Genomic DNA, 16,467 nt, shown 5'->3' with positions numbered 1-16,467 from the left:
GGGCGATGCACCAAAGCCGGGGCGATGCACCAAAGCCGGGGCGATGCACCAAAGCCGGGGCGATGCACCAAAGCGGGGCGATGCACCAAAGCCGCCTTGGTAAGCTCCGCTGCCCCCAGGACGCTGCATTGACCCTTTGCCGGGTCGAAGCCCAAATGAAGAATACAAAACCCCGATCCCGCGCAGCACGCCTTGAATGCTGAGACCCGGCGGGAGGGGGCAAGGGGAGGGCCTCATCCTCCCCATCTTTTTTGAACGCGCCGGGCTTGACCAAGCCACAGCTTGCAACAAAATGCGCCTTTTCGTCGAATCACCCCGGCTGCGGTGCGGGCGTCAGGTTCAAAGAGGGGGAGGATGAGGCCCTCCCCTGGCCCCCTCCCGCCGGGTCGAAGCTTTCACGAAATCGGGTGCGGGATCGACGTTTTGTATTCTTCTTTTGGGCTTCGACCCGGCAAAGGATAAAGGATTAAAGGAAAAGTCCCGAGGGGGCAGCAGAGCTCCCCCTCGGGCTCCCCCAACCCTTTTTGCATATTAAAGGACTGATTTATCACTCGTCACTTTCCGCCAAACGATAACCCACCCCCCGCACCGTGTGCAGCAACGGCCTCTCCCCAGGCCGATCCACCGCCGCACGCAATACATGCATGTGCGCCCGCAACGCATCACTGTCCGGCGGCGTGTCTCCCCAAATCGCCCCCTCCAACTCCTGCCGCGTCACCACCCGCGACGCCGCCCGCAACAACAACTCCACCAACCGCATGGGAATCGGCGGCAACTCCACATGCCGCCCCCCACGACGCAACAACCGCTGCCCCGGATCAAAACTCAAATCCCCTAAACGCAATACCGTATTGGCCACCTCCCCACGCGACCGCCTCACCAACACCCGCAACCGCGTCTCCATCTCCCGCATGGCAAACGGCTTCACCAAATAATCATCCGCACCCGCTTCCAAACCAATGATCTTGTCCTCCAACGAATCACGCGCCGTCAACATCAAAATAGGCGTACTCTTGCCCGCCTCCTGCCTTAATTTTCGGCATAACGTGACACCATCCAAACCCGGCAAAATCAGATCCAGCAAAATACCGTCGTAATCATTCACCACCGCCAAATGCAACCCGGTAATGCCGTCCGCCGCATGATCCAGAATATGATGACGCGCCTCCAGAAAATCGAAGAGATTGTCCGCCAGATCCTGATTATCCTCGATGATCAATATGCGCAATCCGGACATGGCAACCCTCTGCATGAATGGGATAAACCGACATTCGACACCACCGGGCAGGGCTCGGAAGAGTTACCGCAACCTGAACCACGCCAACGTTCCGTTTCGAAACAACCCCGGACCGCGTCTCGATGGCACGTTCAAAAATGGGGAGGATAAGTCCCTCCCCTGGCCCCCTCCGGCGGGTCGAAAATGAATCAAGGTTTGGAAACAGTGCGCAGTTGGCCATTTCTCCTTATGGCTTCGACCCGCCAACGGCTACGTCAACACCCTGGGGCTCCGCCCCAGACCCCGCCGGGGGGGATAATCCCCCCCGGACCCCCATATGACTGAAAAGCTCAACTTCCGGTCACAATCTACCTCGTCACCCGATAACTCCGCCACACCCCCTCATGCGTCACCCCCTCCAACCCCGGCTGGCGCACCATTTTTTGATGCACCCTCTCGTCCCCCCCGATCAGCACATAATCGAATGCCGCATAATCCCCAGCCGTCACCCGCTCCGGAAACCACTCCAACCCCGTGGTCCAACGCGCCTCGCGAGGCTGCCGATAGATCACCGGGGAGGTCGCCAAATCAGCAAAGGAGAAGTTCAACTCCCCCCCCTTGAGCGCCTGACTCCAGGCGAACTGCTGCAAAAAGGGCCGCCGAACCTTCAAAACCCCACTGGGCGAAACATGATCCAACCCCAACACCCGGGACCGGGACGGAATCACCTCCACCGCCGCCTTGAGCCCGGACAACTCCTTGGCTTCCACCACCGTCCACGCCGACGCGGTGACATAACCCGCCGCCGCCACCAGGGCCAGGGCCAACACATTGCCGATGCGCCACCCCGCCCCCGGCAGGCCGAGCAGCAACAACACCCCCGCTACCGGCAGCCAGCGGCGATTGAACAACAAGGTATTGGAACTCATATCCGGTAACAGCATCACCAAACCCAACACCACCACCCCCGCCAACACCAGACGGATCTCGCCGCGCCACTCCTCATCCTCCCGATTCAACCAGGCCCCCACCCCGGCAAACAACACCATGATGGCCAGCAGCAACACCCCCTCCTCCCCGCGTGTGCCGGAATAGAGGCCCTCGCTCCAATAGTCGGGACGACTCAACCGGCTGCCCAAGGGCACCAGCCACCGCGACGGGGCCGCTCCGAACGCGCCACCGAAGAAGGTACCGGCCCAAACCGCCGTCATCCCCCCCACCGGAAGCAGCGCCAGACCGCAACGGCGCCACACCGCACCCGGAGCGCGATGCACCAGAAGGTGCCCCATGAGCAGCAACAGCCCCATCCCCAGCCACAACACATGGGCGAAATAGAGCAGCAAACCCAGCAAACCCAGCCACAGCGGCGCGATGCCCTGCTCCCGCCGCACCACCTCCCACCAAAGCACCAGCAAGGGGAATCCCGCCATGAAGTTGAAGAAGCCGTACTGCAACAACGGGGAGTAGAGCAGCGGCGCGGCCAGCAAGGCCAGATGCAGGGGACGTTCGAAGATCCAGGCCAGACGGAATACCCCGAACAGCCAGAAACCGCACATCAGCCAACTGCCCAGCAAAGCCGCCTTCCAGGGGGAGAGAAAGGGCCAAAGCAGGGCGAAGGGCAGATAGCCCAGCTTGTTGGGCGTCCACCACTGCAGCAGGTAGGGGGAGTCGGGCCGCCCCAGCTCCTCGAAAGCCAGACGAAGTTGGGCCATCTGCTGGGGCAGATCGATGATGGGAGCGATCTCCACCGCCAGAAAAGGCATGCCCAACAACATCCAGGTCAGCAGAAAACCCAACCGGAAGGTGCAGGCGTGACAAAAGGTGGGAGGATCCGGTTTGTTCATGGGAATCCGTTCCGACACATGGGTGGCAGGAGGATTCATCCCCTCCGGGTATCTGTTCGGATATGGGGATGCGGGGGGATTATCCCCCCGAATCCCCATATCTGCAGATACGGGAAATCTACCTCTCCAGCGGCACCACCTTGGCGTCCTTGATGCCGAGGCTGCGTTCGATCTTGCCGGAGGCCAGCAGGGCGTGGACCACCCGGTCGAAGGGACCGGCCAGAATCTGCACCATGCCGGGTTGATCCGGCAGCGGCTTGCGGTCGGCGGGCACACCGATGGAACGCAACACCCCCAGAATGCGGGTCTCCTCCTCACCCTCGCCGAAAGCCCCCACCAGCACGGCGAAACGGCCCGTTTCGCTGCCGGTCGGCGCGGCTTCCGGCGCGGCGGCGGGCTTGCCCTTCATCGCTGCGGGCAGCGTGGGACGCAGTATCCCTTCGTTGATCACCCGGGGCCGCACGCCCTCCCCCAAACCACCGCCGTCGCGATCCGGGCGGGCGGGACGAGCGGGTTCGTTCCGGGGTGCATCCACCAGCGCCTCGGTTTCCGCCACCAGCTCCCCCTTCTTGCCCAAGCGGGCCGAACGCTTCTGATCCCCGTGATTGGGCAGGGTACGCGAAGCCACCCCGTAACGACCCAGCAGACGCCGCTCCCCCCGACCGTTGCCGTCGAAAACCAGCAGGTTCAGCCAGGGAGCCTCCTGCCGTTGCAAAATCGCCGTGACGAAGGTGAAAACCTCACCCCCCGGCGCCCCCTTCACCGCCCGAAAGGCCATGTGGCCCACCTCCTCACCCGTCGCGGTGAGAATATCCACCTCGAAGACGTGGGTGGACTCGTCGGTTACCAGCAGCTCGATGTTGAAATAGCCGATGATGCCGCTGCGATCCCCCGGCAGAGAACGCACCACGGCGCGCCCGTCCCGGTCCTCCTCCCCTCCCGCAGCCAGGGCGCGGGTGAAATAGGCGTTGGTCAACAACGGCCCCACCCCCGCCATCGCCACGGAAAAGGGCGTCAGCAACAGCATCAACCCGGCAAGAAGCCCTCTCAACGCACGCCCCTCTCGCGCATGTAGGGGGAAAAGGCCATGTCCGTGCCCATGATGTGATCCACCAGCCAGGCGCGGGCCAGGGTCAGAAGCTCCACGCCGACGGAAAAACTGCCTTCGTCGAAGCGTTTCTTCAGCCGCAGCACCTCCGCCACCAGCTTGTCGTGAATGGCCTTGTGGGCCGTGAATTCGGGGTAGTTGTGCTCCCGGAACATGGCCTCTTCCCGACCGAAGTGGGCCACGGTGTATTCGGCGAAACCCGCAAGCAAAGCGCTCATCGCCTCCTGGCTGGCGCCCTCCATCAGGGCGCGATGGAAGCCGTTGACCATTTCCACCAGCTTGCGGTGATCCCGATCCACGAACTCGATGCGGGTCAGCAGACGATCATCCCAGGGGAAGAACTCCTGATCGACATCCACACCTTTCATGTAAAGATGGGGCAGAATGGCGAAAAAGGCCTTCTGCGCTTCCAGAAAGGCCGTCATGGCGCGCCGCACGTCATCCTGTTTCAAACCCCGCACCATGCGGTTGGCCAGTTCCACACAGGCATCATGGGCCGCTTCGTGCAGTTTCGCCGCCTCCCGAATGAAGGGCAAGGGCTGGGTATCGCCGCGACGCGCCTGCAGAAACCGGCTGAAGGGGCAGTTTTCGGCATCCCGGAACTCTTCCGGCAACGCCGTGATGCGCCCCTGACTCAGTTTGGCGATGGCCCCCTGCATGGCCAGATGGTGCTCCTTGACCTCCCGGACGTTGAACAGCGGCTTGCCGGTATCGAAGGAGAAAAACGAGGCGTACAGGGCGTTGGTGGTATCCTGCATCACCGTGGCCAATTCGTGGAACTGATACGAGGAGCCCCGCATGCGCCGCACCGTCCGGGTGGCGTCCTCCATGCGACGACTCACCAGGCTCGACACCTCCTCGCTGGTGGTCGCGGCGGAAAGCACGCTCATGGCCTGGGCGCGGGCCGTCACACTGCCGTCGGCCACATGTTGCGCCTCGTGGGAGACGTGGGAGGCGGAACGCGCCACTTCCGCCGTGCCCACCGCCGCCTCCGCCGCCGCGCGCGCCACATCCCGCGCCGCCATGTCCAGCTCGCTCATGTTGCGGGTCACCTCCCCCGCCGCCTCCGCCACCTGGTTGATGGCCAGGTGAATGGTCCGGATGCTGGTCGACTGGGTGTCCACCGCGTGGGTGATCTCCATGTTGGCCTGATTCACCCGGCTCACCCCCTGCACGATCTCCATGTTGGCCCCGGAGACCAGATGCACCTGCTGCTGAATCTCCTTGATCTTCGAGGCGATCATCTGGGTCGCCTCCCCGGTCTGACGGGCCAGCTCCTTCACCTCGTTGGCCACCACCGAAAAACCCTTGCCCGCATCCCCCGCCCCCGCGGCTTCGATGGAGGCGTTCAACGCCAGCATGTTGGTCTGATCGGCGATGTTGTTGATCACCTCCACCACTTCGCCGATCTCCGAAGCCAGCGTGGAGAGCTGTTCCATCATGGTCAGCCCGTTCTGGGCGTATTCGTGCATCTGTTCCGAATCGGAACTGGCCGCCTGACAACGTCGCCTCACCTGTTGCAGGGCGTTGGTCACCTCCCGCACCGATCCCGCCACCCCGTGAACCGCCTTGTCCACCTGCTCCAGGCTCTTCTTCACGCCGTCCAGATTGGCGGTGATCTCCTCCGCCGCCGAGGCCATGGTGCTGATGTTGACACTGGCCTGCTCCGCCCCCGCCGCAATCGACACCACATCCAGGGAGACCTGCTCCATGCTCGAAGCGATCGATTCGACATTGCCCACCACCCCGGCCACCGCCTCCTTGACGCCGGTCACCTCCTGAGCCAGCCGTTCGTTCTCCCGCGAGACATCCACCACCACCACACGGGTATCTTCCGCATCGGTCTTCAACTGGTCGCGGATTTTGACCAACTCCCCCGCCGAGGCCGTCACGCTGGCCGCGTGAAATCCCACCACTCCCAAAACCCGTTGCAGCCGGTCTCCGAGGTGATCCACCGACTGGCCGATCAGAGCCAGCTCGTCCCGTTTGCCCGTCAAGCCGTTGCGTGCCGCCAGATTGCCCTCCTCCAACTGGCCGAGGCTGGCCACCAGACGCCGGATCGAAGCCATCACCCGGCTGGCCATCCAACCGGCCATGGCGCCGGCGCAGACAACCGCCAGAACCAGCATGACAATCAAGTGGAGCTGCATCCGAACCAGATGATCCGCCACCTCGGCGCTGCGCCCCGTCGCGCGGGTGGCGCTTTCGTCGACAAACGGTTCCAGTTTCCCGGACAAGGCTTCCGCCGCCATGTCGAACTCCGGCATCAGACGATTGCCCTCCGGCGGACCGCCGGCAACATAGGCTTCCGCCATCTTCCGACCTGCGGTGCGAAAGGCCACGAAACGCTTTTCCACCTCCGACAGCTTGCCGATCAGCTCCGTGTCCGCCTCCCGGTCGAGAATCTCCCGCACCCGGCCCGCACCCTTGACGAACAGCCGCGCCGCTTCGTCCGCCTCCGCGAAACCCGCCCCCAGCCCGTCCTGCGCCCGGGTGGCCGAAACGTCGGTGTAGCGCTCCTGAACCTTGCCCACCAGGCGTTGCAGCTCCTTGACTTCCAGAGCCAGCGTCAGATCGGTCTGAGCCACATGCCGCGCCTCACTCACCAGGGAGCCCGCCAGCCACCAGGCCGCCAACCCCGACAATACCATGAAGAGCAGCGGCAAACCCGCCACGATCAGGAATCGCTCTCTCAACTTCCAATCCGTCCGCGTTGCCATACCAACTCCCGTCAATCCCCCTCAGGTGGAGCCTCTTTTTTCTCAATTCTCATTTTGCCCTTTCTCGCGGATTCTCGCCAGTCCGCTCGTGATCCCCCCGACAAAGCCTCTTGAGCGATTTGTCGGTTTTTACCAATCGCCGGCCCCCAACCCCGCTCCCCGGGCCAACTCCCGGATATATTGGACATATTGGACTGGAAGGCGAAAAAATAGATGCTTGAATAGAGCTGCGCCCAGAAATAGTGTTCGCTTTCCGGAGCCGGGGAAGGGCGTGCCGCCTCAATCCCCACAGCTCCTCAGCCTTCATCCGGTTGGAGCCGGGAACCATGCCGGGAGACCTCTCCGCCATCACCGCTCTGCTCATCGAGCTGACACAACGCATCGAGCATCAGAACCAGCTCCTCGCCCAGTTGCAACAGCAGTTGAGCCTGCTCGAACAGGGCAACGCTCCGACCGTCGGGGAGAGCCGTCTCGTGGTCGGTCCCGTCTGCCTCGACGTGGCCGCCCATCGCGCCTTCGTGGAGCAGAAGGAGCTTTCCCTCCACCCGGCGGGTTTCGCCCTGCTGCAACTCTTCCTGCGTTACCCCGGCAAGCTCTTCTCCCGCCTGGAACTGCTGCCCCTCTCCCCCCGGCGCGTCATGGCCGCCCGCAAGGAACACACCGTGGATGCCCACATCCGGGAGTTGCGCCTGGCTCTCGGCGAATACGGCCGCATGATCCAAACCGTGCGCGGCGTCGGCTATCGCCTGGTGCCTCCCCCGGAGCGCCCCTTCTGAACGGTGCGGGCGGACGGGGGAATTATCCACCTCCCGGCCCCCGTGTGAATCATTCCATGCCTCCCAGGATGGCTCGGTTCCATCAGGGCTTCGACCAATATATTCGCTTGCGCGAATATATTGTATAGCGTATATTAACAGCCAGTCACGCGCTGCGGGAAGGCGGTCGCCGTCCCGTCGAGGCGTGGAAACAGCCTGAATCGAAGGAACGTTCATGCTGGAACTCTTCGGCAAACTGGCGGATGCCGTGGTCTACGACGCCGCGGGACTGGCGCCGCAGTCGGCTCTCGGGCAGGCGGTGCATTTTTTTGTGGAAGACACCACCAAGATCTTCGTTCTGCTGGTGGTCATCGTCTTCATCATGGGGCTGTTCCGCACCCTGCTCTCCCCGCAGACGGTGCGAAACCATATCGAAGGCCGCTCCCACGGCGTGGCCTATCTGCTGGCGGTGCTGCTCGGGGCCGTCACCCCCTTCTGCTCCTGCTCCTCCGTGCCGCTGTTCATCGGTTTTCTCGAAAGCGGCATTCCCCTGGGCGTCACCATGGCTTTTCTGATCACCTCGCCCCTGGTGAATGAAATCGCCGTGGTCATCCTGGCCTCGATCATGGGTTGGAAACTGACGGCGGTCTACGTGATCACCGGCATGGGCGTCGGTATGCTCGGCGGTCTCCTCATCGACCGGCTGCACCTGGAACGCTGGGTGGAAGAGTATGTGTGGACCCTTCGCCTGGGCAAAGCCGTCACGGCACAGGCCGACGGCTCCCTGGCGGGTCGGGTGGGTTACGCCTGGAACGAAGTGCGCACCATCGTGGTACGCATCGGACCTTACGTCCTCCTGGGCATCGGCGTGGGCGCCGGGTTGCACGGCTATGTGCCCCAGGAGCTTTTCGCCCGCTACGCCGCCGCCGACAACCCCTTTGCCGTCCCGGCGGCGGTGCTGATGGGGCTGCCCCTCTACTCCAACGCCACCGGGGTCATTCCGGTGGCCGAGGCGCTGCTGGCCAAAGGGGTGCCCGTCGGCACGGTGATCGCCTTCATGATGAGCGTGGTCGGGATCTCCCTGCCGGAGTTCATTCTGCTGCGCAAGGTGCTGTTGCCGCGCATGCTGCTCTTCTTCGGCGCTTTTCTCACCCTCGCCTTCATCGGTGTCGGCTATCTGCTCAACTTCCTTTTCGCCTGAACAGGAGAGTTTCATGAAAGTGTTCATGGTGCTGGGCCCCGGTTGCCGCAACTGCCACACCACCGCCACCCTGATCGAGGAGCGGGCCAAGGCGCTGGGTATCGCGGTACGGGTGGAAAAAGTCACCGACATGGCCACCATTCTGGGTCATGGGGTCCTGTCCACCCCCGGAGTCATGGCCGACGGCCTTCTGCTCCACTCCGGCAGCGTGCCTTCCGCCCGGCAGGTGGAGCAGTGGTTGCGGCAGTAGACCGGGGGATGTCAGTCTTTGCCATTCTATGATCAAAAGGAGCTACAGCCCAAGATCGGTGCGGTTTGATGAACAGATAAAATGGCACAAGCCACTCTCACAGGTTGCCGGGGGGATCCCATGACGGAACCGCTGTTCAACATGTTATTCCTGTGTACCCACAATTCGGCCCGCAGCATCCTGGCCGAAGCCCTGCTCAACCACTGGGCGCGTGGCCGGGTGAAAGCCTTCAGCGCCGGGAGCCACCCGCGAGCGGAGGTCAATCCCCTCGCCCTTCAGGCCCTGCGGGCACGGGAGATAAGCGTTCGCGGTCTGCACAGCAAGGCCTGGGATCTTTTCGCCACGCCGAAGGCCCCACGCCTGGCCGTGGTCATCACCGTTTGCGACAGCGCCGCCGGAGAAATCTGCCCCATCTGGCCCGGCGGCCCGATCAAAGCCCACTGGGGCGTGGAGGAACCCTCCCTGCTGGCCCAAGGCAAAAGCCCCGACGAAACCCTGAACGCCTTCATCTCCGTGCTGGAAAAACTGCAACGGCGGGTGCGACTCTTCCTTGATCTGCCCCTGGAAAACATGGACTCCGCCGGTCTCAAAATGGAACTGGACCGCATCGGAAAACAGCATTGAACCGATAGCACCGCAAGGGAGTAAACTTCATGAGCCGCCAATGTGAAATCGCCGCCGCCGGGGAAGCGCAAGCCAGCCTGGGCTTTTTCGAACGCCACCTCACCCTCTGGGTGGGATTGTGCATCCTGGGCGGAATCGGCCTGGGACACCTCTTCCCCGCCCCCTTCCAGGGCATCGGGCGGCTGGAAATCGCCCGGGTCAACCTGCCGGTGGCCCTGCTCATCTGGTTGATGATCATCCCCATGCTGCTCAAGATCGACTTCGGGGCCCTCTCCAAGGTGACCGCCCACTGGAAGGGCATCGGCGTCACCCTGTTCATCAACTGGGGGGTGAAACCCTTCTCCATGGCGCTGCTGGCCTGGCTCTTCGTGCGCCACCTCTTTCAGCCCTGGCTGCCGGCGGAGCAACTCGACGCCTATGTGGCCGGTCTGATCATTCTGGCCGCCGCCCCCTGCACCGCCATGGTCTTCGTCTGGAGCCACCTCTCCGACGGGGAGCCCCATTTCACCCTCAGCCAGGTGGCCTTGAACGATCTGATCATGATCGTGGCCTTCGCGCCCATCGTGGGGCTTCTCCTGGGACTCTCCCACATCGCCGTGCCGTGGGGCACGCTGTTTCTCTCGGTGGCGCTCTTCATCGTGGTCCCGGTGATCCTGGCCCAACTCTGGCGGCGCAGTCTGCTGGCCTCCGGCGGGCAAGCCGCCCTCGACACCCGGCTCAAAACCCTGCACCCCGTCTCCCTGACCGCCCTGCTGGCCACCCTGGTGCTGCTTTTCGCCTTCCAGGGGGGACAGATTCTGGCCCAACCCCTGGTCATCGTGCTGCTGGCCGTGCCCATCCTGCTGCAGGTCTACTTCAACAGCGGACTGGCCTATCTGCTCTGCCGGCGTTTCGGCGTGGCCCACCGCGTGGCCGCGCCCGCCGCCCTCATCGGCGCCAGCAACTTCTTCGAACTGGCGGTGGCCACCGCCATCGGTCTCTTCGGCTTCGAATCCGGCGCCGCCCTGGCCACCGTGGTCGGCGTGCTGGTTGAAGTGCCGGTCATGCTCTCCGTGGTGCGCCTCACCCGGCGCAGCAAGGCCTGGTACGAGCGCACCCCGGCGGTCACCCCCCGTTCCGGTGGAACCGGGGCCTGATGAAACCCGATCTCCCGAACTCCTGGTGGTGGATCGGCGCTTGGCTGGCGGTCATCGCGGGCGGCAGCGGCGCGGTAATCCACCTCGCCCCCGACGAGGACATCGCCCTCTGGAGCGGCTGGAACCTCCTGGGCCTCTCCTGGAAGTCGTGGCGCAACCTCAACGGACTGGCCTGCCTGGCCTTGATCCCCTTCCTGGCCTCGATGGCCATTTCAGGTATCCGCCACCACCTCCCCCGCCACTGGGCGACCCCTCCCCTCTTGCTGACGCTCCTGCTGGCGGGCGCAATCTTCGAACCAACGCCCCTCGATCACCTGCTGGCGATCGATCAACTGGGGCTGTCGAACCGTCTGTTCCACCCCGATACCCTGCCCCCCATCCGTCGCACCGGGCAACTGACCCTGGAAGAGTTCGCCCGCCTGCGCGGCATCGACCCCGCCAGAGCCATGATTCGCCTGGTGGACGACGGCGTGCCCGCTCACCTGATCACCGGCTCCCTGGAAGAGATGGCCGCCCGCATCGGCACCACGCCAGGAGACATCTACTCCGTGATCAAACCCCTGGAAGGAAGCCAGACCAGCCCCTGCATTCCCTGACCTCCGCGCCGGGGATTGGATGTAATGATTTACATTTACAAAAAAACAGGCCATGATCCGGGCGGCGTTGTCATTCGAACCAAGGAGGCACAATGAAACTCAAACATAAAATGGGCGCCGGATTCCTGGTACCACTGGTCATCGGTTTCGCGGTACTTGCGGTCGTACTGATTCAATTGATCAGCCGTCAGTTCGTCAGCAATTATGAAACGGGTATCGACCAGCGTTTTCAAAGCATCACCAACGCCTTTCAGGAGTTGGGCACGGCCATGCTGGGGGATGCCTACGTTTTGGCCAGCATGCCGGGGCTGGCTCAGGCGCTGAAGGAAGGTGATCGCAAGAAGTTGGAAGAACTCATGGTGCCGGCCTTCAAGGGGCTGCACGCCATTCATGACGCCGTCACCACGATTGAGGTCACCGACGCCAAGGGTGTGGTGCTGATGCGGGGACACAACCCGGAAAAATTCGGCGACAACAAAGCCAAAACGGTCCTCTTCGGACGGGCGCTGCAGAGCGGCAAGGAGCAGATGGGCATTCAGGTCTCCACAACCACCGGTCTGTTGAGCCTGGATTCGATCTATCCGGTCTTCCTCGACAAGGCGCTGGTGGGGCTGGTGAAGGTCGGCTCCTATCCGAAGGAGGAGGCCCTGCAGGGCATGAAGTCGGTGATGGGCGTGGAAATCGCCGTCTGGAACGAAAAGCTGAAGGCGCTCATCGGCACCACCCTCAAAGGGGTGGAGCAGCATGCCCCCACCCTGGACGCCTCCCTGCAGGAGGTCTCCCTGGGCGACCGCCTGCTGTTCGCCAAAAAACGGCCCCTGACCTTCAAGGGCGAGGAGGTGGAGCAGACCAGCGTCATCGTCCTGGCCGACGCTTCCGAAATGGTGCGCATGACCTCCTTCGTCACCCGCAGCATCGGGGTGGTCAGCGCCGTCGTGGTGCTGGCGATGGTGGTGGTGACCCTGCTGCTCACCCGCAGCATCGTCGGTCCACTTGTCGACTGTGGCGCGGGCATCGCCCGCATGGCGGAAGGCAACCTGGGCGTCTCCTTCTCCTGCGCCAGCAACCGGGACGAGGTCGGCATGCTGTTCGCTTCCCTCACCAAGCTTCTGATCAAACTGCGGGAGGTGGTATCTCAGGTGCAGGAGACTTCAGGCCGGGTGACAGGGGGCAGCGCGGAACTGACGGCTTCGGCCCAAGGTATCTCAGCAGGCTCAACGGCCCAGGCGGCCAGCATCGAGAAAACCTCCGCCGCCATGGAGCAGATGGCCGCCAACATCCAGCAGAACACCGACAATGCCCAGACCACGGAGCGCATCGCCCAATCGGCAGCCCGAGATGCCGCTGAAGGCGGAAAAGCGGTTCTTCATGCCGTGGGAGCCATGAAGGAGATCGCCACCAAGATCTCCATCATTGAGGAGATCGCCCGCCAGACCAATCTGCTGGCGCTGAATGCCGCCATCGAGGCGGCCCGTGCCGGGGAGCACGGCAAGGGTTTCGCCGTCGTGGCCGCAGAAGTGCGCAAACTGGCGGAGCGCAGCCAATCCGCCGCTGCGGAGATCAACACTCTCTCCTCCTCCAGCGTGCAGGTGGCGGAACAGGCCGGAGCCATCATGAGCAAACTGGCTCCGGACATTCAGAAAACCGCCGAGCTGGTGCAAGAGATCGCCGCCGCCTCCCGGGAGCAGACCCAGGGGGTGGCCCAGATCAACAGCGCCATGCAACAACTGGATCAGGTCATCCAGCAGAATGCCGGCTCTTCCGAAGAGCTGGCCTCCACCGCCGAGGAACTGGCTGATCAGGCCCGCGCCCTGGAAGAGAGCATGGGCTTTTTCCGGATTTGAACCGTTCGGGCAGGCCGGAGCGGGAAGCGGTTCCGCCCGGCCTCACCCCAATCGGGAGAGCAGCACCGCCACCACGAAAGAGGCCGCCAGCCAGAAGAGCGCTTTCACCGCGCCCTTCCAATCCGCTTCGTCCCCCAGCCAGACCTCCGGACGCGCAAAACCGCTCTCTTCCGGAAGCAGCAGAAATCCCAGCCATTGCCACAGGTCTTGCCTTGCCATGCCTCACCTCCCCTTCCGCGTCGGGAATAACGGGTCATGATGCAGCCTGCCCGATGTGCAGGGGAAAGAACAGAGGCAGAAATTGAACGTATGGCCAGTACAGTCCGTGCCTGTTTTCGGCAGTCGCCGCACGTTTGGTTGACAGATGGCAGCAGAACAGATACAGAATTCTTCTTAAGGGAGCATGACAGATGCAGCGTTCCGCAGAGACGCCAGACCGGGAGGTGTGGCCGGGAAGATATACGGGGGTCCGGGGGGGATTATCCCCCCCGGCGGGGTTCGGGGCGGAGCCCCGAGGTGTTATCCGTTGACGTGTCCGTAAGCGGTCCGCAGCACTCAAGTCAAACACGGCAGCCCAACACCGGCATGATCGAAATTATCGCTGCGGACCGCGGGGGGGCAAGGGGGGGCCTCATCCCCCCATCTTTGAACGCGCCAGAAAACCAAAATCCGATATTTCCCCAATAGCCCTAACGGCAGAAAGTCAACGTCAACGGATGGGGGGATGAAGCCCCCCCTTGCCCCCCCGCGGTCCGCAGCGGAAAACTCGCCGGCACGGGTGATCGGCTTCCGCATTTTGCACTTGGTGCTGCGGACCGCTACGTCAACGGCCACATCAAAACCCTGGGGCTTTGCCCCAGACCCCACCGGGGGGGATAATCCCCCCCGGACCCCCGTATGAATCAGAGGAACCATGGGCACCCCGGAAAAGTACCACTACGCCCGTTTGGCCGACGAACTGGCCCGCCGTATTCAGGAAGGCATCTACCGTCCCGACGAACGATTGCCCTCCATTCGGCATCTGAGCCGGGAAAACGCCCTCAGCCCGACCACGGTCCACCAAGCCTTCATGGAACTGGAAAAACGCGGTCTGGTGGAAGCCCGTGAACGCTCCGGCTATTTCGCCCGCCTGCCCCGCAGCGAAGTGTTGCCCCCTCCCCGTCGCCGCTCCCCCGCCGGAGAACCCCGCAAAGTGGTCTTCGACGCGGTTCTGGCGCAACTGCTTTCGGCCTCGGAACAGGATTCCCGCATGGTGCCCCTGGGCGGCGCACTCCTGGGACCTGCCTACTTCCCGGCGCGACACTTCTCCCGCCTGATGAAATCCTTCTCCCCGGAACGGGTGGCGCGTCTGTCGGGCTACGGGCCGCTGCTGGGCAACGCCGATCTGCGCCGACACCTGGCGCAACGTCCTCTGGGCGGACATCGCGTGGTGGGCGCGGAGGAGATCTGCATCACCTCCGGCTGCATGGAGGCGGTGAATCTCTGCCTGCGCGCCGTCACCCGCCCCGGCGATGCCGTCGCGGTGGAATCTCCCACCTTTTTCGGCTTTCTGCAGGTGCTGGAAGATCTGGGACTCTACGCCGTCGAAGTGCCCACCGATCCCGACCAGGGGGTGGATCCGGACGCCCTGGCGCGCATTCTGGAAGATGGACGGGTCAAGGCCGGTCTCTTCATTCCCAACCACCACAACCCGTTGGGAGCCTGCATGCCCTCGGAGAACAAGCGACGCATCGTGGCGCTGTGTACTCAACGGGGCATTCCGCTGATCGAAGACGACATTTACGGGGATTTGCATTTCCCCGTGGGCCGTCCCGACACCTTGAAGGCCTATGATGAAGAGGGGCTGGTGCTCTATTGCAGTTCCCTGTCGAAAACCCTGGCTCCGGGATTGCGGGTGGGCTGGACCATGCCGGGACGTTTCTTCCAGCGGGTGGTGCGTCTGCGCACCGGATCGGTGATCTCCTCACCCCCGCTGATGCAGCAGGTGACGGCGGATTTGCTGGAAAGCGGCTTTTACGATCGCCACCTGCGACGATTGCGCATGGAGTTGAGCAATAATTTACGACGGTTGTCCGCAGCCGTGGCCCGCTCTTTTCCGCCGGGCACACGCATGACGCATCCCACCGGGGGATTTCTTCTGTGGGTGGAACTGCCGGACGGGGTGGATGGCATGGCGGTGTATGAGGAGGCCTTGCGGCAGGGGGTGGCCATTCTGCCGGGCAGTTTGTGTTCGCCCTCCCGCCGCTATCGCAACTGCCTGCGCCTGAGCGGGGGCCATCCGTGGAGCAACGAGTTGGAAGAAGGGGTGAAGCGACTGGGGGAAGTGATCGGCAGGAGCCGCGTCCTTTAATATATACGGGGGTCCGGGGGGCGGTTATCCCCCCCACCACCTCCCCCCCCCCGGAAGGGTTCGGGGCAAAGCCCCGAGGTGTTGACGTGGCCTTTAATCTTTGGCCGTTGCGGTCCGCAGCATCAAAAGAAAGCGCACCCACTCACCACCCGCACCATCTGGACGACCCACTGCGGACCGCGGGGGGGCAAGGGGGGGCCTCATCCCCCCATTCGTTGACGTTGACTTTCTGCCGTTAGGGCGTGTTGACATTCACCATCTTTTGGTCCCTGGCCGCGTTGCAATCCGGTTCGGAATGCTCATGTAGGCGAGCTACACTCCGCTTCCTCACCGTCTTGCGCCTTGCCAGGAACCAAAATCTGGCAAATGTCAACACGCCCTAGGGCTATTGGGGAAATATCGGATTTTGGTTTGCTGGCCCGTTCAAAGATGGGGGATGAGGCCCCCCCTTGCCCCCCCGCGGTCCGCAGCGATAACCTCGTTGGCACGGGTGATCAGCTTCGGCGTTTTGATCTTCGTTCTGCGGACCGCTACGTCAACGGCCACATCAAAACCCTGGGGCTTTGCCCCAGACCCCACCGGGGGGGATAATCCCCCCCGGACCCCCGTATGACTGAAAAGCGCCACATCCCAAGAGGCACGGGGTTCGACCGGAATCACGGGAAATCCCGCACACCCTCCTCTTTCTGCGACTCCTCCTCTTCGATCCAGCACTTATTCACATCCACCTGCTGCCGCACCCCATCCACCTCCCCACGGGTCAATTGATCCACCAGGCCTTGCGCCTCGACATCGCCCCGAGCCGCCGCCTTTTCATACCAGC

Annotated in this window: 14 protein-coding genes; 8 read left to right on the top strand and 6 right to left on the bottom strand. The window is 63.2% G+C overall.

Annotated features, from left to right (window positions below; translation table 11 throughout):
* Positions 1-547: 547 nt before the first annotated feature.
* The 4 genes from HQL56_05885 to HQL56_05870 form a co-directional block, all read right to left on the bottom strand.
* On the bottom strand, positions 548-1,252 hold the full coding sequence (locus HQL56_05885) for a response regulator transcription factor (GenBank protein MBF0309036.1): 705 nt from the start codon (positions 1,250-1,252) through the stop codon (positions 548-550).
* Positions 1,253-1,584: 332 nt separating this feature from the next.
* On the bottom strand, positions 1,585-3,099 hold the full coding sequence (locus HQL56_05880) for a hypothetical protein (protein ID MBF0309035.1): 1,515 nt from the start codon (positions 3,097-3,099) through the stop codon (positions 1,585-1,587).
* A 79-nt stretch (positions 3,100-3,178) separates the two neighbouring features.
* Positions 3,179-4,111: a hypothetical protein gene (locus HQL56_05875; GenBank protein MBF0309034.1), complete on the bottom strand. Its 933-nt coding sequence runs from the start codon at positions 4,109-4,111 to the stop codon at positions 3,179-3,181.
* Positions 4,108-6,888 carry a bacteriohemerythrin gene (locus HQL56_05870; GenBank protein ID MBF0309033.1) on the bottom strand — a complete coding sequence of 927 codons (2,781 nt, stop codon included), beginning with the start codon at positions 6,886-6,888 and terminating at the stop codon, positions 4,108-4,110. Before HQL56_05870 ends, HQL56_05875 begins: the two co-directional genes overlap by 4 nt.
* A gap of 326 nt (positions 6,889-7,214) precedes the next feature.
* Here HQL56_05870 and HQL56_05865 point away from each other — a divergent pair, with 326 nt between their 5' ends.
* From HQL56_05865 to HQL56_05835, 7 genes are all read left to right on the top strand, one after another.
* Positions 7,215-7,664 (top strand): response regulator transcription factor, encoded by a 450-nt coding sequence (locus HQL56_05865; protein MBF0309032.1) that lies wholly within the window; start codon positions 7,215-7,217, stop codon positions 7,662-7,664.
* Positions 7,665-7,878: 214 nt separating this feature from the next.
* A complete protein-coding gene (locus HQL56_05860) occupies positions 7,879-8,844 on the top strand; it encodes a permease (protein MBF0309031.1) in 966 nt (321 codons plus the stop codon).
* Between the two features lie 13 nt (positions 8,845-8,857).
* Positions 8,858-9,094, top strand: coding sequence for a thioredoxin family protein (locus HQL56_05855; GenBank protein ID MBF0309030.1), 237 nt, complete (start codon positions 8,858-8,860; stop codon positions 9,092-9,094).
* A 120-nt stretch (positions 9,095-9,214) separates the two neighbouring features.
* Positions 9,215-9,718, top strand: a complete 504-nt coding sequence (locus tag HQL56_05850) for an arsenate reductase ArsC (protein ID MBF0309029.1) — start codon at positions 9,215-9,217, stop codon at positions 9,716-9,718.
* A gap of 29 nt (positions 9,719-9,747) precedes the next feature.
* Positions 9,748-10,854: an ACR3 family arsenite efflux transporter gene (arsB, locus tag HQL56_05845; protein ID MBF0309028.1), complete on the top strand. Its 1,107-nt coding sequence runs from the start codon at positions 9,748-9,750 to the stop codon at positions 10,852-10,854.
* Positions 10,854-11,450: a hypothetical protein gene (locus HQL56_05840; GenBank protein ID MBF0309027.1), complete on the top strand. Its 597-nt coding sequence runs from the start codon at positions 10,854-10,856 to the stop codon at positions 11,448-11,450. The genes arsB and HQL56_05840 overlap by 1 nt, the downstream gene beginning before the upstream one ends.
* 92 nt (positions 11,451-11,542) lie before the next feature.
* Positions 11,543-13,294, top strand: a complete 1,752-nt coding sequence (locus HQL56_05835) for a HAMP domain-containing protein (GenBank protein ID MBF0309026.1) — start codon at positions 11,543-11,545, stop codon at positions 13,292-13,294.
* A gap of 42 nt (positions 13,295-13,336) precedes the next feature.
* On the opposite strand, the gene HQL56_05830 is transcribed toward HQL56_05835, so the two are convergent.
* Positions 13,337-13,513, bottom strand: a complete 177-nt coding sequence (locus HQL56_05830) for a hypothetical protein (GenBank protein MBF0309025.1) — start codon at positions 13,511-13,513, stop codon at positions 13,337-13,339.
* Positions 13,514-14,207: 694 nt separating this feature from the next.
* On the opposite strand from HQL56_05830, the gene HQL56_05825 reads away from it, so the two are divergent.
* Positions 14,208-15,644 (top strand): PLP-dependent aminotransferase family protein, encoded by a 1,437-nt coding sequence (locus tag HQL56_05825; protein MBF0309024.1) that lies wholly within the window; start codon positions 14,208-14,210, stop codon positions 15,642-15,644.
* A gap of 656 nt (positions 15,645-16,300) precedes the next feature.
* On the opposite strand, the gene HQL56_05820 is transcribed toward HQL56_05825, so the two are convergent.
* A partial coding sequence (locus tag HQL56_05820; protein ID MBF0309023.1) for a hypothetical protein occupies positions 16,301-16,467 on the bottom strand: 167 nt, incomplete at its 5' end.

The sequence above is a fragment of the Magnetococcales bacterium genome (assembly GCA_015231925.1).
GTDB lineage: Bacteria > Pseudomonadota > Magnetococcia > Magnetococcales > JADGAQ01 > JADGAQ01.
Note: the sequence above shows the minus strand (reverse complement) of the source record. Positions and strands in the feature narration are given on the sequence as shown.